Genomic DNA, 24080 nt, shown 5'->3' with positions numbered 1-24080 from the left:
GCAGGCGGTTCAGACGCCGCGCTGCGCCAGCCGGCCGAGCGTGATGGCGAGCCGCAGCACATAGGCGTCGCGCGCATCGGTGGGGGAGTAGCCGGTGACGTCCTGGATCCGCTTGAGCCGGTAGCGCACCGTGTTGGCGTGCACGAACAGGTCGCGCGCCGTGGCCTCCACCGAGCAGCCGTGGTCCAGGAAGCCCACGCAGGTCTCCAGCAGGTCACCCCCGGCCTCGGCCAGTGGCTGGTAGATCTCACGGGCGAGCTCGCGGCGCGCGTGGCCATCACCGTTCAGCGCCCGTTCCGGCAGCAGCTCGGCCGCGGGCAGGGCGCGGGCGCCCTCGGGCCAGGCCACCGAGGCGCGCAGCCCGCTCACGGCGGCGCGGGCGGAGCGGGGGCTGTCCACCAGGTCGGCCACCAGGGGACCCACCACCACGTGGCCCTCGCCGAAGAACTCCTGCAGCCGGTCCACCATGGCGATCGCGGACTGCTCGTCGTCCACCTGGGGGCTGGAGCCCACCACCACCAGGCTGTCGCCCTGCACGGCGGTGAGCACGTCGAGCCCCAGCTTCCCGGCGGCATGGCGCAGCGAGCTGGTGGAGTCCTCACCGGTGGTCAGTGTCTGGCCCACCGCGACGAAGACCTTGCTGCCGGAGGTCCAACCCAGCGTGGAGGCCCGCGAGACCATCGCCTCGTCGGCCTCGGCGCGCACGATGGAGTCCACCACCAGCGCCTCCATCCGGGCGTCCCAGGCGCCCCGGACCTCCGCCGCGCGGGCGTAGACCTCGGCCGCGGCGAAGGCGACCTCGCGGGAGTAGTGCAGCACCGCGTCCTCCAGCACCGGTCGGTCCTCGGCCGGCAGCAGGCAGAGCTGTTCCTCGACCACCGCGATCGTGGTGCGCATCAGGTCGACGGTCTGGTGCAGCGTGATCTGCCGGGTCAGGGCACGCGGCGCAGCCGCGAAGACGCGGGAGGGCTCGAAGTCGGCCTCCGGGTCGTCGGCCACCCACTGCACGAAGCCGTCGATGCCGCTGCGCGCCACCACCCCGATCCAGGAGCGATGCTCCGCGTCGAGCTCACCGAACCAGGGATGGCGCTCGTCCATGGCCGCCAGCGTCGCGGTGGTCATCCGGGAGGTGGTGGCCGACAGGCGGCCGACCAGCTGGCGACGCTGGGCAGCGTCGGGCACCAGGGCGCGACCGGTACCGGGGGCGGGCTTGCTCGCGGCCTTCTGCTGGACGGTGGGGGTGCTTGGCATGTTGTCCCTCCTTGGCGGACCAGCCTAGTGTGGCCGGATGGGCCACCAGATCGACCACAGCGTGCCGGACTCCCCGCAGCAGGCCTTGCGGGAGATCGGTTTCTGGCTGGAACGCTCTCGCGCCGACACCTACCGGGTCAAGGCCTACCGCCGTGCCGCGGATGCGCTCGACGCCCTGCAGCCCGACGAGCGCGAGGCGCTGGCCCAGGCCGATGCCTGGGGCCAGGTTCCCGGCCTGGGACCCCGCACCGTGCAGGTGATCCGCGAGAGCCTGGCCGGGACCGTGCCCCAGACGCTGGCCGGCCTGCGCCAGGCGGGCGCACCACCACTGGCGAGCTCCGAGCTGCGGACCCTGGTGCGCGGGGACCTGCACAGCCACACCACCTGGTCCGACGGCGGCTCGCCGTTGCCCGAGATGGTGGCCACCGCAGAGTCGCTGGGCCACGACTACCTGGCGGTCACCGACCACTCGCCCCGCCTGACGGTGGCCCACGGTCTGGACGCCGAGCGGCTGGCGGCGCAGTGGCGCGAGATCGACGAGCTGCAGCCGCAGGTGGGGATCCGCGTCCTCAAGGGCATCGAGGTGGACATCCTGGACGACGGCTCGCTGGACCAGTCGGAGCAGATGCTCAGCGTGCTCGACGTCGTGGTGGCCTCGGTGCACTCCAAGCTCCGGGGCGACCGCGAGTTCATGACCACGCGGATGGTGGGAGCGGTGGCCAACCGGCACACCACCGTGCTGGGCCACTGCACCGGTCGCCTGGTGGAGGGGGGACGTGGCACCCGGCCGCCCTCCGACTTCGACGCCGAGGTGGTCTTCGAGGCCTGCCGCCAGTTCGGCGTCGCGGTGGAGATCAACTCCCGGCCCGAGCGGCAGGACCCACCCGACGAACTGCTCGCCCTGGCCCGTGACATCGGCTGCCTGTTCAGCATCGACACCGACGCCCACGCGCCCGGCCAGCTCGACTTCCTCTCCCTGGGCTGCGCCCGCGCCGAGGCGGCCGGCATCGCACCGGAGCGGATCATCACCACCTGGCCGGTCGACGAGCTGCTCGACTTCGCCTCCCGATGAGCACCACGGCGAAGCACTGCCTGGTGCTGTGCGGCGCCGGTCGGTATGCCGACCCCTGGCACGACTTCGCCCGCACCTCCGCCTGCCTGGCCGAGCTCCTGCAGGACTCCCGGACAGCCGGCCAGCGGCTGGTGGTGCGCGTCGTGGCGAGCGATGGGACTGACTGGCTGGCACGGCTCGCGGACGCAGACCTGCTGATGGTCAACACCGGCACCGGCCTCGACCCGGCCGCAGAACTCGCCGAGGACCCGCGCTGGGAGCAGGCCTTCGACCAGCTCGGTACGTGGATGGATGCCGGCGGGGCCGTGCTGGGCTGCCACACCGCGGTGGCGAGCTTCCGCGACTGGCCCGACTGGCCGCGTCGGCTGGGCGGGCGTTGGGTGCGCGGGGTCTCCGGCCACCCGCCCCTCGACGAGGCTGTCTTCCGCGCCGCCCGCGGTGCCGAGGAGCACCCTTTCTGGGACGGACTGGCGACGTCGCCCGGACAGGCTCCTGAGCTGCGGGTGGTGGACGAGCGCTACAGCAACCTGGAGATCGCTCCGGGAGTGGTCCCGGTGCTCTGCCACGGAGAGCCGCGGAGACCGCAGGTGATGGGCTGGACGCACGGCGAGCGCCTGGCCTACGACGGCCTGGGGCATGACCAGCGGTCCTTCGCCACGGCCGCGCGTCGACGTCACCTGCTCAACCAGCTGCACTGGCTGCTGCGCTGAGGCGGATGAGCGGTCCGGGTCGGCCGGCTGTCAGTCCTTCTTCGGTGCAGGGCCGCCGAACATGATCTCGTCCCAGCTGGGCACCGAGGCACGCTTCTTGCGGCTGCGCGGCTTGGCCTTGGGCTTGGCAGCGGGCTCGGGGGAGTCGACCAGGGCATCCTGCTCAGGCATCGCAGCCGCTGGCTGCTCAGCGCCGGGGTCGGGCTCCACCACAGGATCAGGCGCCGCGGCAGGCTCCGCAGCAGGCGCGAGCTCGGCCTGCTCCGCGGCGGCCGCAGCACGCGCCACGGCGCGGGGATCACTGGCCGTGGCCCTGTCGCTCGAGGACTGCACCTTGACCGGCTCCGGCTCGACCACCGGCTCCGGCTCGACCACCGGCTCGGGCTCGGTGACCGCCTGCTGCAGCCCGGCGCGATCCAGTGCCTCGGTGTTCTCCGGCAGGGCATCCTGCTCGGGAACCAGATCGGCCCGCTCGCCGGTGATGGCCACCTGCTCCTCGACGGCCAGGTCCTCCACCACCATGTCGTCCAGCTCCTCGTCCACCGGCTCGGCCAGCGCAACGTCCTCGACGGCCAGGTCCTCGACGACAGTCGGCTCCGGCTCGACAGGGCTCGCGGGGGAGGCCGGCGACGCGGGGGAGTCCGGGGACTCCGGGGAGTCCGGGGACCCTGGGGAGTCAGGCGTGAGGGGAGCGATCGGCTCGTCCTCGGCCACCGGGCCAGCCGGCTCCTCGTCGGCCGCCTGCTGCGGCTCGCGGGACTCCTGCTGGGGGACCTCGTCGGTCTGCTGGGAGGCTGCCGTGGCCTGCTGGTCCTCACTGACCTCGAGCGGCGGCTCGGTCTCGCCCACGGGGGTCCACTCGGCGGCCGCCGGCTCCACCGGGGTGGGCTGCTCCTCGGCCTGGTCCGCCTCCACCCAGTCGAGCTCGGCCACGCCGGGATCCGTCTGCGGGTCGATCACCCTGGGCTCGGAGGTGGGGTCGGCGGGGGCCACGGGATCGGCCAGTCCCGCGTAGATGTTCACCGAGTCCTCGTTGAAGGCGCTCAGCATCTCGTAGAGGGTGTCCATGTCGGAGGTGTTGCCGGGGACGAAGTCGTAGACCCCGTCCACCTGCTCCAGTTCCGGTTCCTGGTAGTCGGTGACGTCCTCGGTCTCCACCACCCGGGCCACCGGCTGGGACTGCGAGGCGGCAGCTTCCTGCGGATCCCCGCCCTGCGGTTCCTGGTCCTGCGGCTCGGAGTGCTGGGCGGCCGGCTGGGGCACCTCCACCAGCGGCACCGAGCCCTGCACCGCTCGCACCAGGGCGAGCTCGTCGTTCAGGTCGATGGTGGGCTCGGCATCGGTGTCGGCCGGCGGGCGGTGGGCGGCCTGCGGGCTCGCGGTCGCCTCGCCGATCAGCCAGCGCGCGTCGTCATTGGCGGCCACGGAGAAGCGGGCCCGCGGGTCGAAGGTGAAGCGCGCCTCGGTCTGCTCGTCGTCGATGCTCCAGCGGCCCACCAGGGTCCAGCGTCGGTCCTCGTTGCGCCAGGCGTCCCAGGTGACGTCCTGCTCCACGTCCAGCCCCAGCGGCTGCAGTCGCTCGGTGGCCACCGCGCGCATCGCCCGGACCGAGCCCGTCTCGCCCCGGCGTCGCACCGGTGACTGCAGCGCGGTGCCGGCCACGTGCTCGCGCTCGGCCAGCACCGGCGCCGCGAAGGGCTCCACCTTGTCCACCGGGACTCCGGCGTCGCGCGCCACGTCCTCCAGCGACTCACCGGACCGGATGCGGGTCTGGATGTCGCGGGGGCTGAGGGCGCTCGTCATGGTGTCTCCAAGGCTGGACTGCGGGACAGGCTGGGCTGTTGGCAGCGGCGTTCGGGGACGACGAGGACGCCTCTGCTCGCCCAAACCTACCGTGCCGGGGCGGGTGGGCGCCCGCAAGCCCGACCGGGGGTGTCAGGACTGTCGGTGGCATCTGGAAAGATCGGTGCCATGAGCGAGAACACCACCGACAGCCACGACGCCATCCTGCTGGTCTCCTTCGGCGGTCCCGAGAAGCCCGACGAGGTCATCGACTTCCTGGAGAACGTGACCCGCGGTTCCGGCATCCCGCGTGAGCGGCTGGCCACGGTGGGGGAGCACTACTACCTCTTCGGCGGCCGCAGCCCGATCAACGACCAGAACAAGGCCCTGATGGCGGCCCTGGAGGCCGAGCTGGTCTCCCGCGGTCACCAGGTGCCGGTCTACTGGGGCAACCGCAACTGGCACCCCTTCATCGACGAGGCGTTGGACCAGCTGGTGGCCGACGGCCGCCGGCAGGTGTTGATGCTGTCCACCTCGGCCTATCCCTCCTACTCCGGCTGCCGCTCCTACCGGGAGGCGCTCGCCGAGTCACTGGCCCGGCTGCCCGATCCGCCCCAGGTGGAGCGGATCGGCCACTACGGGCTGGACGACGGCTTCGTCGCGGCCAATGCCGCTGCCCTGCAGGCTGCCGCCGCGCAGCTTCCCGGCGCGCGCGTGGTCTTCGTGACGCACTCGATCCCCACGCCCATGGAGGACAGCGCCGGCCCCGACGGCCAGGCCTACACCGCCTGGCACCGTGAGGTGGCCGAGCGCGTCTTCGCCCGGGCGGGCCTCGAGGGCGAGTGGGACTTCGCCTACTGCTCGCGCTCCGGGCGTCCCACCGATCCCTGGTTGGAGCCCGACGTGAACGACCACCTGGAGCAGCTGCACGAGCAGGGCATCAACTCCGTGGTGCTGGCGCCGATCGGCTTCATCAGTGACCACATGGAGGTCATCTACGACCTGGACACCGAGGCCCGCAAGACCTGCGAGCGCCTGGGCATCGAGATGGTGCGGGCCGCGACCGCCGGCACCCACGAGGCCTTCGTCCGTGGCCTGGCGGACCGCATCGAGTGGGCCATGGGCGCCCGGGGCCCCGAGGGCCTGTCCGAGCAGGGCAACCAGCTGGGCCGGGCCCGCTGCGGCGGCGAGGGCTGCTGCCGCAACCTGCGCCGGCCCGAGACACCCGCCATCGACTGACCCGGCCAAACCCCGCCCCGCCGTACGAGAGGAAGCCATGACCACCGCACCTGCCGACCTGGACCAGAACCGCGAGAACCGGGCGGAGCCAGAGCTGGGATCGCCCTGGCAGGACCTGCGGGCCTACGTCGCCCTGCCCCGTCTGGTGAGCCTGCACCTGTCTCCCGCGGGCGACCGGCTGCTCGCCGGGGTGCAGACCCTCGACGTCGACCGCACGGCCTACACCACGGCGCTGTGGAGCGTCGACCCCACCGGCGAGCGGCGACCGCGGCGGCTCACCCGGGGCGTGGAGGGGGAGACCGTCGCCGCCTTCCTGCGTGACGGCTCGGTGGTCTTCACCTCCCGGCGGCCCGTGCCCAAGCAGGACGAGGAGTCCAGCGACCAGGACGGCGCCGTGTGGTGCCTGCCCGCCCAGGGCGGTGAGGCCTATGTTCTCGCGCGACGCACCGGCGGTTTCCAGGGCGTGCTGGCGGCCCGTGGGACCGACCGGATGGTGTGCAGCATCGGCATGCGCGCCGGGATCGACGACCTCGCCGAGGACGCCCGTCGGGCCAAGCAGCGCCGCAGCCGCAAGGTGGAGGCCATCCTCCACGAGGGCGTCGGGGTGCGCTACTGGGACCACGACCTGGGCAGTGAGACCACCCGCTTCCTGGCGGCCGACCTGGATGCCGACAGCGAGCCCGAGCTCACCGCCGATGACCTGCGCCTGGTCCACGAGGACCTGGGCCGGGGTCTCGACGACGGTGCCACCCTGAGCTCCGCCGGCGACTTCCTGGTCACCGGCTGGGCGCAGGACCTGCCGCGCGGCGACCGGCGCGACAGCCTGGTGCGCCTCGACCTGGCCGACGGCCGGCTCACCCACCTGATGGCCGACGACCAGGAGGGTGAGTACGAGGGTGCGGTGCTCAGCGATGACGACCAGCTGCTGGCCTGTGTGCGCTCCGTCCCCTCCACCCCCAGCGAGGCCCCGCACGCCTTCCTGCACCTGCTGGACCTGACCACCGGCGAGCACCGCGACCTGGCGCCCGACTGGAAGCGCTGGGGCCACCCACTGGCCTTCAGCCCGGACACCAGCACGCTCTACGTGAGCGCCGACGAGGACGGCGAGCACCCGGTCTTCGCGGTCGACGTGGCCGACGGCCAGGTGCGTCGGCTGACCGACCACGGTGCCTTCAGCAGTGTGCAGCTGTCGCGCGACGGACGCTTCCTGTTCGCCCTGCGCAGCGCCTGGGACGATCCCGGCAGCATCGTGCGGATCGACACCGCCTCGGGCGAGACCGTCGAGCTGTCCGCGCCGGTGGAGTACCCGGAGCTGCCCGGTCGCCTGGAACGGGTGGAGACCACCGCCGCCGACGGCACCCGCGTCCCGGGCTGGCTCGCCCTCCCGGCCGAGGCATCGGCCTCGCAGCCCGCACCCCTGGCCTTGTGGATCCACGGCGGCCCGCTCAATTCCTGGAATGCCTGGAGCTGGCGCTGGTGCCCCTGGCTGCTGGTGAGCCAGGGCTATGCCGTGCTGCTGCCCGATCCCGCACTGAGCACCGGCTACGGCCACGAGATGATCCAGCGCGGCTGGGGACGCTGGGGCGAGGAGCCCTACACCGACCTGATGGCGGCCACCGATGCCGTGGTGGCCCGAGAGGACATCGACGAGCAGCGCACGGTGGCGATGGGCGGCTCCTTCGGCGGCTACATGGCCAACTGGGTGGCCGGGCAGACCGACCGCTTCCGCTGCATCGTGAGCCATGCCAGCCTGTGGAATCTCACCAGCTTCGGTCCCACCACCGATGCCCCCTGGTTCTGGGGCCGCGAACTCAGCCCCGAGATGATCCGGGCCAACTCGCCCCACCAGTTCGCCGACCGGATCACCACCCCGATGCTGGTGGTCCACGGCGACAAGGACTACCGGGTGCCGATCGGCGAAGGACTGTCGCTGTGGTGGGCCCTGGTGCACCATTTCGACGGCCACCCGGCCGAGCTGCCGCACAAGTTCCTCTACTTTCCCGACGAGAACCACTGGGTGCTGAGCCCTCAGCACGCGATCATCTGGTACGAGACCGTGCGGGCCTTCCTGGCCACCCACGTCGAGGGAGCCGAGTTCATACGTTCGGAGGTTCTCTGAGCGGGTGCACGAGACCGGTCGGACCCCTTCTCGTGCCCAAAGCAGGACCGGCCTGCACCCGACTTCCGACCATGTGGTACACATGTGCCTGCCGTCGACGGCCGGCCGGTTTCTGCACACGGGAACAAATGCCGTCTCGACGGTGTTGTGGGGCACGCCGGGGGCCACGGCACCGAGCACCAGGGCACCACGCAGGACCACCAGACTCAGGGCCGCCGGCCATCGGAACGACACTTGGAGGACAAGACATGGCGACTGACTACGACGCGCCTCGCAAGACCGACGAGGAGATGAAGGAAGACTCCATCGAGGAGCTCAAGACTCGTCGCAACGACGCCCAGTCGGGCAAGGTCGACGAGGACGAGGTCGAGGCTGCCGAGAGCTTCGAGCTCCCGGGCGCCGACCTGTCCCACGAGGAGCTCACCGTCCGGGTGCTCCCGCGACAGGCCGACGAGTTCACCTGCGCCTCCTGCTTCCTCGTGAAGTCGGGCAGCCAGGAGGCCGAGCGCAAGGGCAACCTCGTCTACTGCATCGACTGCGTCTGAGCACACCCGGGCGCGCCAGCATGGCGCCTGGACGAGACAAGAGGCCGCACCCCACGGGTGCGGCCTCTCGTCGTCTCCGAGCGGTACGGACGGCTCAGATCTTGATCTTGCTCTTCGAGGCGGTGTCCAGGCGCTCGCCGGTCAGGGCCTCGAAGCGACGGCCCATGAAGCGGTTGAGCACGATCTGGCTGACGCCGAGGCCCAGTCCGCTGGCCAGAGCCCAGATGGCGGCCTCGGTGGCGGGGACGTCGGGATCGTTCGGGTCCGGCGGGTTGTCGCCGGTGGCCACCTTCCAGGCGGCCTTGACGAGCTTCTGCGTGGCGATCGTGGTCACCGCGCCGAGCACCCCGGCGTAGACACGGAATGCGATGTTCTGGCTTGCTGCGGCCATGCGGGCCTCCTCGTGAGTGGGCTGACACCGCCATCGTAGGGCCGTGGTGGGAGCGCGGGCAGCACCGGCCAGGCCGCTGTTCGCCCTGCGCACAACGGGCCGGGTAGTTTTGGCCCATGGCCGAGCAGAGCACCCCCGTCCGACATCGTGAACGCCTGCACGCACCGCTGGGCTGGTGGCTGGTGGCGATCCTGGTGGCCCTCACCCTGGTGGTGGCGGTCTGGGCATACCTGAACATCTGGTTCGGTGCGGCCACCGCGCTCGTCTGCCTGCTGGTGATCGCGGTCGGTCTGCTGGGGTACGGCCACTCGGTCGTCGCCGTCGACGAGCACGGCATCCAGGCCGGGCTGGCGCACGTCGAGTGGCCCTGGGTGGGCCAGATCGAGGTGCTCAACGCCAAGCAGTCGCAGGCCGCACTGGTCTCGCACGCCGAGGCCCGCAACTACCTGCTCACCAGGCCCTACGTGAAGCAGATGGTGCGCATCACCTTGGCCGACCCGGCCGACCCCCACCCGGCCTGGCTGGTCAGCACCCGTCACCCCGCCCGCTTCGCCCGCGTCGCGGAGCAGGTGCGGCCCCGATGAGCGGCGAGCGACCGGTGGACCAGCTGCGCGTCCACCGTCTCGACCCCGGTCTCCCGCTGCCCCGACGGGCGCATCCCGGCGACGCCGGGCTCGACCTGATGTGCACCGAGGACGTCCGGCTGGCGCCAGGGGAGCGATGTCTGGTGGGCACCGGCCTCGCCGTCGCGCTGCCGCACGGCACCGTCGGCCTGGTGCACCCCCGCTCCGGTCTGGCCGCCCGCCACGGGCTGACCGTGGTCAACGCCCCGGGCACCGTGGATGCCGGCTACCGCGGCGAGATCAAGGTCTGCCTGCTCAACACCGACGCCACCGCGGAGGTGGTGCTGCACCGCGGCGACCGGATCGCGCAGCTGCTGGTGCAGCGTGTCGAGCTGCCCGAGCTGGTGGAGGTGGCGGATCTGGACGAGACCGGCCGAGGCACCGGCGGGCACGGCTCCAGCGGCGGCGTGGAGGCCTGGCGCAGCGGTCGGTGAGCCGACGCGGCCCGTGTCCGGCCTGCCCCGGGGTTGGTTGTAGGCTTCCCACTGGCCCCGCGGCGAAGGTCGTCGCGGCCGACGAAGGGGACAAGACCCGTGAACCTTGAGCGCAACGACGACGAGATCGGCACCGACGAGATCGTCGAGGACGAGCAGAGCGCGGCCACCGAGGAGCAGTCCGACGAGCTGCAGGTCGACGACGCCTTCTGGGACGAGCTGGATGCGCGCGACTGGCGCGAGGACGGCCCCTTCGACCTGGACGAGGTGGACCTGGACGCCGACGAGGTCGAGCGCCTCGACTTCGGCAGCCTGGTCATGACCCCCTTCGAGAACATGCAGCTCCAGCTGCAGATCGAGGAGAGCACCCAGCAGGTGCAGGCGGCTCTGGTGATGCACGGCAACTCCGCCATGGAGGTGGCCGTCTTCGCCGCCCCCGCCAGCAGCTCCATGGCTCCCGAGATCCGCCGCGAGATGGTCCAGATGACCGCCGAGCAGGGGGGCGACGCCCAGCTGGCCGAGGGTCCCTTCGGCACCGAGATCCGCCGCGTCATCCCGCTCACCAATGAGGACGGCGAGCAGATGTACCACGTCTCACGCACCTGGTTCGCGCACGGCCCCCGCTGGCTGCTGCGTGCCGTGGTGATGGGCGAGGCCGGCATGACCGAGGGCGTCGACGGCCCCACCGCCGTGCTCTACGAGTTCTTCCGCAACCTGGTGGTGCGTCGCGACGACTCGCCGCGCGTGCCCGGCGACCTGATCCCGATGGATATCCCCGCCGAGCTGGTGGCGCAGGGCGAGCCGCTCCCGCCGGCCGACGACCAGGCCTGATGGCACCGCAGACGGTGACCACCGGCCCGGGGCGTGGCCCCGGGCCGCTTCGCCGTGCCCTGGCACGGCTCACCCGCGAGGACTCACAGATCCAGGCGGAGGGCCTGCGCGAGCAGGCCAGCCGTGCAGGATGCCAGTGCATCGCCCAGGCGCCGCTGCGGCGTCCGGTGCGGATCCGCGGCACCATCACCCAGGTCGCCATCAACCCCCGGGGCGTGAACCGCTGGCTGGAGGCCATCCTGGACGACGGCTCCGGCGAGGTGACCCTGGTCTGGATGGGGCGGCGCCTGGTGCGCGGGATCGAGGCCGGCCGGCTGCTCGAGGTCGACGGTCCGATCAGCATGGTGCGCGGTCGTCGCACCGTCTACAACCCCCGCTACACCCTGCTGGGGCACTGAGGCCCCAGGCCGCTGCGCGCGGGGTCGTCGTCCGAATCAGAAGCGGGGGGAGAGCAGCTCCGCCAGCTCCTCCTCGTGCTCGGTGGCCACCACGAAGAGCAGCTCGTCACCACCCTCCAGAGCTCCCTCGCCCTGCGGGGCCATCGCCCGGCCGTCGCGGATGATCGCCACCAGCACGCAGTCACCGGGCCAAGAGATGTCGCGGATCATGGTGCCCACCACCGGGCTCTGGGCCGGCAGGGTCATCTCCACCAGGTTCGCCTGGCCCTGCTGGAAGGTGAAGATCCGCACCAGGTCGCCGACGCTGACGGCCTCCTCGACCAGGGCAGAGATCAGCCGCGGCGTGGAGACGGCCACGTCGACACCCCAGACCTCGTCGAACATCCACTCGTTGCCCGGATGGTTCACCCGTCCCACGGTGCGCGGCACGCCAAACTCCGTCTTGGCCAGCAGCGAGTGCACCAGGTTGGCCTTGTCGTCACCGGTGGCGGCGATGCAGACGTCACAGGTGTCCAGCCGGGCCTCGGTGAGGGTGTCCATCTCGCAGGCGTCGGCCAGCAGCCATTCCGCCTGCGGCACCGAGTCCGGCTTGATGGCCTTGGGGTCACGGTCCACCAGCAGCACCTGGTGTCCGTTGGCGATCAGCTCGCGGGCGATGGAGCGGCCCACGTTGCCTGCTCCGGCGATGACGACGCGCATCTGTCTCTCCTGGGTTGCCGGTCAGTGCCGGGTGGGGGGCTCGGCGAGGATCTGCTCCACCTCGTCGGTACGGTCCAGCTCGACGGCCGCGTAGAGCAGGTCGCCCTCCTGCAGGATGGTCTCCTCGGTGGGCACCAGGCCGGTGCCGAAGCGCACGATGAAGGGCAGCGGGGTGCGCACGGCACGGCCGATCTGGCCCACCGTGTGACCCACCCAGTCCTCGTGGGCATGCACCTGGACCAGGCGGGCCTGCCCCGAGGGATCACGCCAGACCGGCTCGGAGCCCTCCGGCAGCAGCCCGCGCAGCACCTGGTTGGCCGCCCAGCGCACGGTGGCCACGGTGGGGATGCCGAGCCGCTCGTAGACCTCGGCGCGGCCCTGGTCGTAGATCCGGGCCACCACGTTGAGCACCCCGAACTCCTCACGCACCACACGGGCAGCCAGGATGTTGGAGTTGTCGCCGCTGGAGACCGCGGCGAAGCCGTCGGCCTCATGGATGCCGGCCTTCTCGAGCACCTCGCGGTCGAAGCCGACGCCCTTGACGGTGCGTCCGGTGAAGTCGGGGCCGAGGCGGCGGAAGGCGTCGACATTGGAGTCGATCACGCTGACGCTGTGGCCCCGCTTCTCCAGGCTGCGCGCCAGGCTGGAGCCGACACGGCCGCAGCCCATGATCACGATGTGCACTGTTCCTCCTGGTGCGCACTGCGGACCCTGCTGCCCGCTGGCGAAACGCTATCGCACGGCCGCGGCCGCACCCGCGCGGCACCGGGTGCCGGGGGCCGGGCTGGACAGGTCTATTGTCGGCGCGTGAGTTTTTCGCATGCCGTGAAGCGGATGCTGGTGGGCCGCAAGCTGGCCAGCACCCAGCTGGGGGAGACCCTGCTGCCCAAGCGCATCGCCCTGCCGGTCTTCGCCTCCGACGCCCTGAGCTCGGTGGCCTATGCGCCCGACGAGATCCTGCTGACCCTGTCGCTGGCCGGCATGGCGGGCTTCGCCTTCAGCTGGTGGATCGGCCTGCTGGTGGCCGTGGTGATGGCCGTGGTGGTGCTGAGCTACCGCCAGACGGTGCACGCCTACCCCTCCGGCGGAGGCGACTACGAGGTGGCCACGGTCAACATCGGCCCCACCGCCGGGCTCGTGGTGGCCAGCGCCCTGTTGGTGGACTACGTGCTCACCGTGGCGGTCTCGGTCTCCTCGGGCGTGCAGAATGCCGAGGCGATGCTGCCCTTCCTGGCCGGCCACGAGGGCCCGGTGGCGGCGCTGGTGATCCTGCTGCTGATGGCCATGAACCTGCGCGGTGTGCGGGAGTCGGGCACCGCCTTCGCCGTCCCCACCTACCTGTTCATGGTGGCCATCATCGGGATGACGCTGTGGGGGCTGTTCCGGATCCTGGTGCTGGGCCACGAGCTGCGCGCCGAGACCGCGGACTGGGTGGTGCACTCCAGTGCCCCCTACGCCCAGAACTTCACCGGCCTGCTGATGGTGGCGCTGCTGGCGCGCGCCTTCTCCTCGGGTTGCGCGGCGCTGACCGGCGTCGAGGCGATCAGCAACGGCGTCCCTGCCTTCCGCAAGCCGAAGAGCCGCAATGCCGCCACCACGCTGGGCCTGCTGGGTCTGATCGCGATCACCATGCTGGGTGGCATCATCACGCTGGCCAACCTCACCCGGGTGCACATGCTCGACGTGCGCGGTGGTGCCTGGTTCGTGAAGCCGGACGGCACGGAGGTGCACCACGAGGCCACCACGGTGGTGGGCCAGCTGGCCCGCGTGGTCTTCCAGGACAGCTTCCTGCCGGGCTTCTACCTGGTGGTGCTGCTCACCATGCTGATCCTCTTCCTGGCCGCCAACACCGCCTTCAACGGCTTCCCGACGCTCGGCTCGATCCTGGCCCGCGACGGCTACCTGCCGCGCCAGCTGCACACCCGCGGCGACCGGCTGGCCTATTCCAACGGCATCATCTCGCTGGCCTTCGCGGCCGTCGCCCTGGTGCTCATCTTCAACGCCTCGGTCACCGCCCTGATCCAGCTCTACGTGGTGGGCGTCTTCGTCAGCTTCACCGTGAGCCAGTTCGGCATGCTGCGCCACTGGACCCGCGCGCTGCGCACCGAGACCAGCGCGCCGGCGCGGCAACGGATGCAGCGCTCACGGCTGATCAATGCCGTCGGGCTCACCCTCACCGGCATCGTGCTGCTGGTGGTGCTGGCCAGCAAGCTGCTGCACGGCGCCTATCTGGCGATCATCGCCATGGTGGTGACCTTCCTGGTGATGAAGGCGATCCACCGCCACTACGCGCGGGTGGCCAAGGAGGTCGCGCTCAGCGGGCCGTCGGACCGCGCCCTGCCCAGCCGGGTACGGGCCGTGCTCTTCGTCGGGCAGGTCAACAAGCCGACCATGCGCGCACTCGCCTTCGCCAAGGCCACCCGACCCTCCAGCCTGGAGGCGGTGACCGTGGCCGTCGACGACGAACAGACCCGGGCCCTGCTGGAGGTCTGGGACGACAACCAGGTGGACGTGCCGCTGAAGGTGATCGCCTCGCCCTACCGGGAGGTGACGGGACCCTTCATCGAGCACGTGCGCCGGATTCGTACCGACAACCCGCGCGACGTGGTCAGCGTCTACATCCCGGAGTACGTCGTGGGCCACTGGTGGGAGCAGCTGCTGCACAACCAGACCGCGCTGGTGATCCGCACCCGGCTGCACTTCATGCCGGGCGTGATGACCATCTCCGTGCCCTACCAGCTGCGCTCCTCCCAGGAGGCCGAACAGCGCTACGAGGCCGATGACCCGTCGGCCTGGCGGATGGTGGGCCAGTAGGCTGGGGCGCCCGGCCACCCGGCCGGTGACGAGACGAAGGACCTGCCGTGCCCGATCCCGCTTCCCCCACGCCGCTGCCCGGCAGCGTCGTCGGCCCGCTCGAGGTGGGTCCCGTCGCGCACGGCGGCCACTGCGTGGCACGCCATGAGGGACGCGTGGTCTTCGTGCGGCACGCCCTGCCCGGCGAGCGGGTCATGGTGCGGCTCACCGATGTCTCCCGTCCTTCCTTCTGGCGCGCCGACGCCGTCGAGGTGCTCCAGGCCGACCCGGAGCGCGTCCAGCCGCCCTGTCCGGTGGCCGGTCCCGGTGGCTGCGGTGGCTGTGACTTCCAGCACGTCTCGCCGACCGGCCAGCGCGCGCTCAAGACCGCGGTGGTGCGCGAGCAGTTGCAGCGCCTGGCCGGGATCGACTGGACCGGCTCCGTGGAGGCCGTCGAGCCCATCGAGGGCTGGCGCACCCGGGCGCGCTTCGCGGTGGACCACGACGAGCTGCAGGAGCTGGCGGTGGTGGGCATGCGCGAGCACCGCTCCCACGCCATGGTGCCGCTGCCGGAGCAGGGCTGCATGATCGCCAGCCCCGCCGTGCCCGAGGTGGCGGCGCTGCGGCAGCTGGCGAGCGATGCCACCGGCGACGAGATCCGCGTCGTGGTGCCCACCGACGGCGAGCCGCGCGTGGTGACCGGACGCGAGCAGGGCGCCCAGGTCGTGGTGCAGCGGGTGGGCGGCCGCGACTACCGGGTGCGTGCCGACGGCTTCTGGCAGGTGCACCCGCGTGCCGCCGAGACCCTGCAGCAGGTGGTGCTCTCTCTGCTGCAGCCCCGAGGCGGCGAGCAGGCATTGGACCTGTACTGCGGTGTCGGCCTGTTCGCGGGCGGGCTGAGTGATGCCGGCACCCGTGTGGTGGGGGTGGAGCAGGCGCCGAAGGCGGTCCAGCTGGCCCGCGGCAATGTCCCCGAGGCACGCTTCATCGCCGCTCCGCTGGCCCGTGCGCTGCGCCAGCTGCCCCGGCAGGTGGACCTGGTGGTGCTCGACCCGCCACGCACCGGCGCCGGGGCGCAGGTGGTCACCCACCTGGCGGGCCTGGGTGCCCGGGCGATCGCCTACGTGGCCTGCGATCCCGCGGCCCTGGCCCGCGATCTCAAGACCTTCGCCGAGCAGGGCTACCAGGCGGCCGAGATCCGCGCCTTCGACCTGTTCCCGATGACCCACCACGTGGAGTGCGTCGCCCTGCTCCTGCCAGCGGGCTGAGGCCGGGTCCCGGCCCCAAGGGGACCCCGGCCGAGGGCGGGGGAGCGGGCCGCGCCAGAATGGGTCCATGAGCAAGCCGCAACCCCGGTGCCCGATCCGCGACCAGGAACCCTGCACGCTGTGCCACATGGGTGTGTCCGGACCGCAGGACTGCGGCCTGGTCTACCTGGTGATGGACGATCCCGAGATGCGCGAGCTGTGGCAGGCCAACCGGCTGGCACACCGCCGGGAGCAGGCCGCCGGGGCGGCGCGAACGGCCTAGTCAGCGCCTCACCAATAGGGCACGAAATGGGCACGTAATTCGGCCCTCGCCGCGCTGGAAGCCGACTGGTGGCTGTAGCAGACTGGGCGGTGCACGGATTCGGTCGAATCCATGGTCACGGGAGTTCCACCGTGATATCTTGATGTCAAGAGACTTTGGCGCAGGCGCCAGAGCTAGTCCGATCAGGAGTGATGCATGAGCGTCAACAGTTTTGGAGCCAAGTCCACCCTCGAGGTGAACGGCCAGTCCTACGAGATCTTCCGGCTCGACGCCGTCGAGGGTCACGAGAAGCTCCCGTACAGCCTCAAGGTCCTGCTGGAGAACCTGCTGCGCACCGAGGACGGGGCCAACATCACCGCGGAGGACATCAAGGCGCTGGCCGCCGGTGCCCCCACCGGTGAGCCGGACAAGGAGATCCAGTTCACCCCGGCCCGCGTGATCATGCAGGACTTCACCGGCGTGGCCTGCGTCGTGGACCTCGCCACCATGCGCCAGGCCGTCGCCGACCTGGGCGGCGACCCCGACAAGGTCAACCCGCTGGCCCCGGCCGAGCTGGTCATCGACCACTCCGTCATCGCCGAGTACTTCGGCACGCCGGACGCGCTGCAGCTGAACACCGACGTGGAGTACCAGCGCAACCTGGAGCGCTACAAGCTGCTGCGCTGGGCCCAGGGCGCCTTCGACGAGTTCAAGGTGGTGCCCCCGGGCACCGGCATCGTGCACCAGGTCAACATCGAGAACCTGGCCCGCGTGATCTTCCCGCGCACCGTCGACGGCGTGCTGCAGGCCTACCCGGACAGCTGCGTGGGCACCGACTCCCACACCACCATGGTCAACGGCCTGGGCGTCGTGGGCTGGGGCGTGGGCGGCATCGAGGCCGAGGCCGCCATGCTGGGCCAGCCGATCAGCATGCTGATCCCCAAGGTGGTGGGCTTCAAGCTCTCCGGCAAGCTCAACGACGGCGTCACCGCCACCGACATGGTGCTCACCATCACCGAGATGCTGCGCGCCCACAAGGTGGTCGGCAAGTTCGTCGAGTTCTACGGCCCCGGCGTCTCCGAGGTGCCGCTGGCCAACCGCGCCACCATCGGCAACATGTCGCCCGAGTACGGCTCCACCATCGCCGTCTGGCCGATCGACGACAAGACCGTCGACTACATGCGCCTGACCGGTCGCGACGAGGACCAGCTGGCCCTGGTCGAGGCCTACGCCAAGGAGCAGGGCCTGTGGCACGAGGCCGACAACGAGCCCGTCTACAGCGAGTACATCGAGCTGGACCTGTCCACCGTGGTGCCCTCCATCGCCGGCCCCAAGCGCCCGCAGGACCGCATCGAGCTGTCGCAGTCCAAGTCCGCCTTCCGCGAGGCCCTCACCGCCTACGCCGGCGAGCCGGATCCCGCCCAGCAGGGCAGCCTGGACCGCGCCGTGGAGTCCACCATGGCCGGCTCCGACCCGATCGAGAGCACCCCCGGTGACGTCGACACCTCCGAGCCGCCCGCCGAACTGGGCTCCGAGAGCGTGCCGCAGCGCGCCAGCAAGAAGATCCCCGTGACGCTGTCCGACGGCACCAGCTTCGAGCTGGACCACGGCGCGGTCACCGTCGCCTCCATCACCTCCTGCACCAACACCTCGAACCCGAGCGTGATGCTGGGCGCCGCGCTGGTGGCCAAGAAGGCCGCGGAGAAGGGCCTCAAGCCCAAGCCGTGGGTCAAGACCACCGTCGCCCCCGGCTCCCAGGTGGTCAGCGACTACTACGAGAAGTCCGGCCTGCAGACCTACCTCGACCAGCTCGGCTTCAACACCGTCGGCTACGGCTGCGTCACCTGCATCGGCAACACCGGTCCGCTGATCCCCGAGGTCTCCAAGGCGATCAACGACAACGACCTGGCCGTCACCGCGGTGCTCTCCGGCAACCGCAACTTCGAGGGCCGGATCAGCCCCGACGTGAAGATGAACTACCTGGCCAGCCCGCCGCTGGTGATCGTCTACGCGCTCGCCGGCACCATGGACATCGACCTGGCCAAGGACCCGATCGGCCAGGATGCCGAGGGCAAGGACGTCTTCATGGCGGACATCTGGCCCACCACCCAGGAGATCGAGGACGTGATCGGCGGCTCGATCAGCGCCGACATGTACAAGTCGCGCTATGCCGACGTCTTCACCGGCGACGAGCGCTGGCAGAACCTCGACACCCCCGAGGGCAACCTGTACGAGTGGGAGGACGCCTCGACCTACATCCGTCGCGCCCCCTACTTCGACGGCATGCCTGCCGAGCCCACCGCCGTGGAGGACATCAACGGCGCCCGGGTGCTGCTGAAGCTGGGCGACTCGGTCACCACCGACCACATCTCCCCGGCCGGTTCGATCAAGTCCGACAGCCCTGCCGGCCAGTACCTGACCGAGCACGGCGTGGAGCGCCAGGACTACAACTCCCTGGGCTCGCGGCGCGGCAACCACGAGGTGATGATCCGCGGCACCTTCGCCAACATCCGTCTGCGCAACCAGATCGCGCCCGGCACCGAGGGTGGCTTCACCCGCGACTTCAGCCAGGCCGATGCCCCGGTGACCACGGTCTACGAGGCCTCGCAGAACTACCAGGCCGCCGGCACCCCGCTGGTCATCCTGGCGGGCAAGGAGTACGGCTCCGGCTCCTCGCGCGACTGGGCCGCCAAGGGCACCACGCTGCTGGGCGTCAAGGTGGTCATCGCCGAGAGCTACGAGCGGATCCACCGCTCCAACCTGATCGGCATGGGCGTCATCCCGCTGCAGTTCCCGGAGGGCGAGAATGCCGAGTCGCTGGGCCTGGACGGTACCGAGACCTTCGACGTGACCGGTGTCACCGAGCTCAACCAGGGCGTCACCCCGAAGACCATGAAGGTGAAGGCCACCAAGGCCGACGGCACCGTCGTGGAGTTCGACGGCGTGGTCCGCATCGACACCCCCGGAGAGCGTGCCTACTACCTCAACGGAGGCATCCTGCAGTACGTGCTGCGCCAGCTGATGAAGGGCTGAGCCAGACCGGTTCCACGACAGGGCCGCATCCCGCTTCGACGGGGTGCGGCCCTGCCGCATCTCCTGGCTCGCACAGGCTTTCGAAAAACTGTCAGTGCCGACCTGCAGGCTGGTGGTCGTCGGCGGGGATTGCCCATCGTCCGACCCCGACCTAGTATCGAACATGTATTCGAAGGAGGCGTCATGTCCGCCATGGCATTCAGGCAGTACCCCCAGCAGCAGGGCTCGGGGGAGTTCCATGCCGGTGGCTCCTTGCGCTCTGTGCCTCGCGACGCCCGCCCCGGGGACCGCGGCCAGCAGGTCTACGTGCCGCCGGGCTGGCCGCAGGAGGTGCTGCCGCCCGGCGTGCCGGACTGGGAGCAGAGCGCGGTGGCCTGGCTGCTGGACCAGTGCCCGGCGGACTACCGCGGCTACCCGGTGCTGCGGCGCCATCCGGTGGTGCTGGCCCGCTTCGCGGCCGAATTCGTCGAGGGCCAGATCCGCTCCTCGCGTGAGGCGCTGGCCACGGCCCGCGCCAGCCTGGGGGAGTACGTGGACAATGACGTGCTGGACCGTGCCACCGAGGCCATCCAGTCGGAGGGCGCCCGCCTGGTGCGGGTCCGCCGGGCGGTGATGCTGGTGGAGGAGACGCTGCGCGGCCGCATCTTCCTGCCCCGGCTGTGACGGCCTGCAGCGCCGCACCGGGGTCGCAGCCGACTGCCTCCACGGGGGCGCCCGGAGCCCGGTCGGTCTGCGATTCTGGGCAACACTTGTGCGCGGTCAGCGGAGATGGGCATGGGGCAGGTGTCCACGGACCTAGGATGGTCCCCATGGCTTTGTTGGACCAGATCAAGCAGCCCTCCGACCTGCGAGGGCTGTCGCGCAGCGAACTCGACGACCTCGCACGGGAGATCCGCGCCTTCCTGGTGACCAATGTCAGCCGCACCGGCGGCCACCTGGGCCCCAACCTGGGCGTCGTCGAGCTGACCATGGCCATCCACCGCGTCTTCGACTCCCCGAGCGACCCGGTGATCTTCGACACCGGGCACCAGAGCTATGTGCACAAGATCCTCACCGGCCGCGCCGAGGCCTTCACCGGCCTGCGCCAGCAGGGTGGCCTGTCCGGCTACCCCTCGCGCGCCGAGAGCGAGCACGACTGGGTGGAGAACTCCCACGCCTCCACCTCGCTGAGTTGGGGCGAGGGCCTGGCCAAGGCCTTCCGGCTGCAGGGCGAGCAGCGCACCGTGGTCTCGGTGATCGGCGACGGTGCCCTCACCGGTGGCATGGCCTGGGAGGCCCTGAACAACCTGGCCGTGCAGGACGACCTGCGCATGGTGGTGGTGGTCAACGACAACGGCCGCTCCTACACCCCGACGGTCGGTGGCCTGGCCGCCCACCTGGCGGGCCTGCGCACCGACCGCCGCTACGAGCAGACCCTCGAGGTGGCCAAGCGGGCGATCAACAACGCCCCGCTCTTCGGTCGCCAGGCCTACGACCTGCTGCACGGCATGAAGACCGGCCTCAAGGACGTGCTGGCCCCGCAGGGCATGTTCTCCGACCTGGGGCTGAAGTACGTCGGCCCGGTGGACGGCCACGACCTGGAGGCGCTGGAGCGCAGCCTGGAGGCCGCCAAGAACTTCGGCGGCCCGGTGATCGTGCACTGCATCACCCAGAAGGGCCGCGGCTTCAAGGCCGCCGAGGACAACGAGCAGGACCGCTTCCACGCCGTCGGCAAGATCGACGAGCACACCGGCGAGCCGCTCTCCGCCGCGGTCCAGGCCACCTGGACCGATGCCTTCAGCGACCACATGGTGCGCCTGGGGGAGAAGTTCCCCACCATGGTGGCCATCACCGCCGCCATGCTGCACCCGGTGGGTCTGGGGCGTTTCAGCCAGGTCTACCCGGACCGCGTCTTCGACGTCGGCATCGCCGAGCAGCACGCCGTCACCTCGGCCGCCGGCCTGGCCGCGGGCGGGCTGCACCCCGTCGTGGCGGTCTACTCCACCTTCCTGAACCGCGCCTTCGACCAGATGCTGATGGACGTGGCCATGCACCGTCAGGGCGTCACCTTCTGCCTGGACCGTGCCGGCGTCACGGGACCGGACGGCGCCAGCCACAACGGCATGTGGGACGTGGGCATCTGCGGCCTCGTGCCCGGCCTGCGGCTGTCCAGCCCCCGTGACCGGCAGCGCATGGAGGAGGCGCTGGAGACCGCACTGGGCGTCGACGACGCCCCCACCGTGGTGCGCTGGTCCAAGGAGAAGCTGCCCGACCCGATCGAGGCGCTACGCCACACCGAGGGCATGGACCTGGTGGCCTACGACGAGCAGGCGGAGGTGCTGCTGGTGGGCCACGGACAGTTCGTGGGCCTGGCGCTCGAGGTGGCCGCGCTGCTGGACAAGCAGGGCGTGCGCGCCACCGTCGTCGACCCGCTGTGGTCGCTGCCGGTGAACCCCGCCCTGGTGGACATGGCCGCCCGCCACCAGCTGGTGGTCAACATCGAGGACTCGATGGTGGCCGGCGGCGTGGGTGCCCGCCTCTCGCACGAGATGCGACGGGTGCGGGTGGACACCCCGCTGATGTGCTTCGGCATCCCGCAGCGCTTCCTGGACCACGCCAGCCGTGGCCAGGTGTTGGCCGAGTGCGGCCTCACCGGGCCGGACATCGCCCGAGAGGTGCTGGGCTGCTGGCTCTCGCAGCAGGCGGGACAGCCCGCCGAGCAGCACCAGGCCTGAGCTCTCAGTCCTGCTGGTCGGCCAGCAGCTCGGTGAGCACCGGCACCAGGAAGCCGCGCTGCCAGGCCCGGGCCCCCAGTTCGGCCAGCCGGGCGTCGACGCCGGCCTCGTCGAGCGGGCTGGGCGGAGTGAAGGCGATCCGACGCAGGGTGTCGGGGCTCACCAGGTTCTCCGGCGGCATGCCCAGCTCCTCGGCCATCTCCTGGGTGCGGGGGCGCACGCGGTTCCAGCGGGCGAAGGCCTCGGGATGGCGGCGTTCCCAGCTGCGCGGCGGGGGAGGACCGTCCGGCGTCACGTGCATCGAGGGGTACTGCTTGGGTCCCATCTGCTCGACGCGGGCCAGCGCCTGCAGCCAGTTGTTCTCGTACTGGCGGGCGGTGCGGCGCTTGAAGCCGTTGACGGCGCGCAGCTCGTCCTTGGTGGGCACGTGGGCGGGTCGGGTGGAGGCGGCGCGGGCGGCCAGCTCACAGATCGCGGCGTCCTGCACCAGCCGTCCAGGGGCCTTGTCCAGCTTGACGGCCAGCTCGTCGCGCACGGTCCACAGCTCGCGCACCACGGCCAGCGCCAGCGGGGTGCGCACCTGGTGCATGCCATTGGTGCGGCGCCAGCGCTCGGGGCGGGGCGCCACCTCGTCGGTGCAGTGCTGCACCAGGTGGGCGAACTCCTGGCGGGCCCAGTCCAGCTTGCCCGCAGCCTCGAGCTCGTCGGCCATCTGGTTGCGCAGCTCCACCAGCAGCTCCACGTCGAGGGCGGCGTAGTTCAGCCACTCCTCGGGCAGCGGGCGGCGCGACCAGTCGGCGGCCGAGTGCTCCTTGAGCAGCCGGACCCCGAAGTACTGCTCGATCATCGCGCCCAGGCCCACCCGCGGCAGGCCGAGCAGACGCCCGGCGAGCTCGGTGTCGAAGACGGTGCGCGGCACCATGCCGGCCTCCACCAGGCAGGGCAGGTCCTGGGAGGCGGCGTGGATGATCCACTCGGCGTCGGCCAGGGCCTCGCCGAAGCCGCCCAGCTGGGCCACCTGCTGGCCCTGCTCGAAGGCAGTGGGGTCGACGATGAAGCTGCCAGCACCCTCACGGCGGAACTGGAAGAGGTAGGCCTTGGCGGAGTAGCGGAAACCCTGCGCCCGCTCGGCGTCCACCGCCAGCGGACCGCTGCCGGCCACCAGCGCGGCCTGGGCCGCGGCCAAGGCCTCGGGGCTGTCCACCACCACCGGCAGGCCGTCGCGGGGACGGTCCAGCACCGGCAGCTCGACGGTCTCCTGCGAGTCCTCCTGCGGTACCGTCGTCCCGCTCATCGGGTGCGCCCCTGGCGCGAGCCCAGCATCACGATGCCCTGCGGCAGGCTGGGCAGCCCGGCCGTCATGCACAGCAGGTCCTGCCAGGCGGCCAGGTGCGGGGTCAGACCGGTGGGGCCGTCGATCACCGGGGTCCAGGAGGCGCGGATCTCCACCTCGGCACGGTCCGGCTCGTCCTGCATGCCGCCGAAGCACCGGCTGGAGACGGCGGTCACCGTGCCGGAGGCGGCCAGGTAGTCGGCCCCGTGGTCGGCCAGGGCATCGGTGAGCCAGGACCAGCCCACCTCGGCCAGCAGCGGATCGGTGACCATCTCCAGGTCCACCTCGGCACGCGCGAAGGTGACACAGCGGTGGGTTCCCTGCCAGGCCTCGTTCCCGGCGGGATCGTGCAGCAGCACCAGCCGGCCGTTGCCGACATCCTCGCCGCCGCTCACCACGTCCGCGGCCACCGCCACCGAATGGGGGGCGATGCGTTGCGGGGAAGGAATCTGCTCGATCTCCACCTCGGGACGCCAGGTGAATCCCTCCAGCTCCCGGGTCAGGGCACCAAAGTCTGCATCGGCATCGGGCGGAAAGGGTGAGCTCACAGCCACGAGGTTATGCAACGGGCGCTCCACAACGGGAGAGACTCGCCGCAGTGTGA

At 71.1% G+C, this 24080-nt stretch carries 22 protein-coding genes; 15 read left to right on the top strand and 7 right to left on the bottom strand.

Annotated features, from left to right (window positions below):
- Positions 1–9: 9 nt before the first annotated feature.
- Positions 10–1122, bottom strand: a complete 1113-nt coding sequence (locus ABD073_RS11480; protein ID WP_343874820.1) for a PucR family transcriptional regulator — start codon at positions 1120–1122, stop codon at positions 10–12.
- Positions 1123–1288: 166 nt separating this feature from the next.
- Here ABD073_RS11480 and ABD073_RS11475 point away from each other — a divergent pair, with 166 nt between their 5' ends.
- Positions 1289–2323: a PHP domain-containing protein gene (locus ABD073_RS11475; protein ID WP_343874750.1), complete on the top strand. Its 1035-nt coding sequence runs from the start codon at positions 1289–1291 to the stop codon at positions 2321–2323.
- Positions 2320–3033 (top strand): ThuA domain-containing protein, encoded by a 714-nt coding sequence (locus tag ABD073_RS11470; protein WP_343874748.1) that lies wholly within the window; start codon positions 2320–2322, stop codon positions 3031–3033. The genes ABD073_RS11475 and ABD073_RS11470 overlap by 4 nt, the downstream gene beginning before the upstream one ends.
- Positions 3034–3063: 30 nt before the next feature.
- Here ABD073_RS11470 and sepH read toward each other — a convergent pair whose 3' ends face one another.
- Positions 3064–4836, bottom strand: coding sequence for a septation protein SepH (sepH, locus tag ABD073_RS11465; RefSeq protein ID WP_343874746.1), 1773 nt, complete (start codon positions 4834–4836; stop codon positions 3064–3066).
- 168 nt (positions 4837–5004) lie between these two features.
- Between sepH and hemH the strand changes: the two genes are divergently transcribed.
- The 3 genes from hemH (at position 5005) to ABD073_RS11450 (ending at position 8718) form a co-directional block, all read left to right on the top strand.
- Positions 5005–6054, top strand: coding sequence for a ferrochelatase (hemH, locus tag ABD073_RS11460; RefSeq protein ID WP_343874744.1), 1050 nt, complete (start codon positions 5005–5007; stop codon positions 6052–6054).
- 37 nt (positions 6055–6091) lie between these two features.
- The gene (locus ABD073_RS11455; protein WP_343874742.1) at positions 6092–8173 is read left to right on the top strand and encodes a S9 family peptidase; all 2082 of its coding nucleotides are present in this window, start codon (positions 6092–6094) and stop codon (positions 8171–8173) included.
- Between the two features lie 248 nt (positions 8174–8421).
- Positions 8422–8718: a DUF4193 domain-containing protein gene (locus tag ABD073_RS11450; RefSeq protein WP_343874741.1), complete on the top strand. Its 297-nt coding sequence runs from the start codon at positions 8422–8424 to the stop codon at positions 8716–8718.
- Positions 8719–8812: 94 nt separating this feature from the next.
- On the opposite strand, the gene ABD073_RS11445 is transcribed toward ABD073_RS11450, so the two are convergent.
- A complete protein-coding gene (locus ABD073_RS11445) occupies positions 8813–9109 on the bottom strand; it encodes a DUF4235 domain-containing protein (RefSeq protein ID WP_343874739.1) in 297 nt (98 codons plus the stop codon).
- A 116-nt stretch (positions 9110–9225) separates the two neighbouring features.
- Here ABD073_RS11445 and ABD073_RS11440 point away from each other — a divergent pair, with 116 nt between their 5' ends.
- The 4 genes from ABD073_RS11440 (at position 9226) to ABD073_RS11425 (ending at position 11395) form a co-directional block, all read left to right on the top strand.
- Positions 9226–9693, top strand: a complete 468-nt coding sequence (locus ABD073_RS11440; RefSeq protein WP_343874738.1) for a DUF3093 domain-containing protein — start codon at positions 9226–9228, stop codon at positions 9691–9693.
- Positions 9690–10166 (top strand): dUTP diphosphatase, encoded by a 477-nt coding sequence (gene dut, locus ABD073_RS11435; RefSeq protein WP_343874737.1) that lies wholly within the window; start codon positions 9690–9692, stop codon positions 10164–10166. The genes ABD073_RS11440 and dut overlap by 4 nt, the downstream gene beginning before the upstream one ends.
- A 99-nt stretch (positions 10167–10265) precedes the next feature.
- On the top strand, positions 10266–10997 hold the full coding sequence (locus ABD073_RS11430; RefSeq protein ID WP_343874735.1) for a DUF3710 domain-containing protein: 732 nt from the start codon (positions 10266–10268) through the stop codon (positions 10995–10997).
- On the top strand, positions 10997–11395 hold the full coding sequence (locus ABD073_RS11425; RefSeq protein WP_343874733.1) for an OB-fold nucleic acid binding domain-containing protein: 399 nt from the start codon (positions 10997–10999) through the stop codon (positions 11393–11395). The genes ABD073_RS11430 and ABD073_RS11425 overlap by 1 nt, the downstream gene beginning before the upstream one ends.
- Positions 11396–11431: 36 nt before the next feature.
- Here ABD073_RS11425 and ABD073_RS11420 read toward each other — a convergent pair whose 3' ends face one another.
- On the bottom strand, positions 11432–12094 hold the full coding sequence (locus ABD073_RS11420; protein WP_343874732.1) for a potassium channel family protein: 663 nt from the start codon (positions 12092–12094) through the stop codon (positions 11432–11434).
- A 21-nt stretch (positions 12095–12115) separates the two neighbouring features.
- Positions 12116–12763 carry a potassium channel family protein gene (locus tag ABD073_RS11415; RefSeq protein ID WP_343874819.1) on the bottom strand — a complete coding sequence of 216 codons (648 nt, stop codon included), beginning with the start codon at positions 12761–12763 and terminating at the stop codon, positions 12116–12118.
- 138 nt (positions 12764–12901) lie between these two features.
- Here ABD073_RS11415 and ABD073_RS11410 point away from each other — a divergent pair, with 138 nt between their 5' ends.
- From ABD073_RS11410 to dxs, 6 genes are all read left to right on the top strand, one after another.
- Positions 12902–14908, top strand: coding sequence for an APC family permease (locus tag ABD073_RS11410; RefSeq protein WP_386751681.1), 2007 nt, complete (start codon positions 12902–12904; stop codon positions 14906–14908).
- A gap of 47 nt (positions 14909–14955) precedes the next feature.
- Entirely contained in the window at positions 14956–16155 is a 1200-nt protein-coding gene (locus ABD073_RS11405) for a class I SAM-dependent RNA methyltransferase (protein WP_343874731.1), read from the top strand.
- A 67-nt stretch (positions 16156–16222) separates the two neighbouring features.
- Positions 16223–16417, top strand: a complete 195-nt coding sequence (locus tag ABD073_RS11400) for a DUF6767 domain-containing protein (RefSeq protein ID WP_343874730.1) — start codon at positions 16223–16225, stop codon at positions 16415–16417.
- Positions 16418–16612: 195 nt separating this feature from the next.
- Positions 16613–19429, top strand: coding sequence for an aconitate hydratase AcnA (gene acnA, locus ABD073_RS11395; protein ID WP_343874729.1), 2817 nt, complete (start codon positions 16613–16615; stop codon positions 19427–19429).
- A 183-nt stretch (positions 19430–19612) separates the two neighbouring features.
- Positions 19613–20092 carry a hypothetical protein gene (locus ABD073_RS11390; RefSeq protein WP_343874727.1) on the top strand — a complete coding sequence of 160 codons (480 nt, stop codon included), beginning with the start codon at positions 19613–19615 and terminating at the stop codon, positions 20090–20092.
- A 146-nt stretch (positions 20093–20238) separates the two neighbouring features.
- On the top strand, positions 20239–22143 hold the full coding sequence (dxs, locus tag ABD073_RS11385) for a 1-deoxy-D-xylulose-5-phosphate synthase (RefSeq protein ID WP_343874725.1): 1905 nt from the start codon (positions 20239–20241) through the stop codon (positions 22141–22143).
- Between the two features lie 4 nt (positions 22144–22147).
- On the opposite strand, the gene ABD073_RS11380 is transcribed toward dxs, so the two are convergent.
- Positions 22148–23437 carry an HRDC domain-containing protein gene (locus ABD073_RS11380; protein ID WP_343874724.1) on the bottom strand — a complete coding sequence of 430 codons (1290 nt, stop codon included), beginning with the start codon at positions 23435–23437 and terminating at the stop codon, positions 22148–22150.
- On the bottom strand, positions 23434–24024 hold the full coding sequence (locus tag ABD073_RS11375) for a DUF3000 domain-containing protein (protein ID WP_343874722.1): 591 nt from the start codon (positions 24022–24024) through the stop codon (positions 23434–23436). Before ABD073_RS11375 ends, ABD073_RS11380 begins: the two co-directional genes overlap by 4 nt.
- Between the last annotated feature and the right edge of the window lie 56 nt (positions 24025–24080).

The organism is Luteococcus peritonei (assembly GCF_039526385.1).
GTDB lineage: Bacteria > Actinomycetota > Actinomycetes > Propionibacteriales > Propionibacteriaceae > Luteococcus > Luteococcus peritonei.
This window is presented reverse-complemented; position numbering and strand designations above follow the sequence as displayed.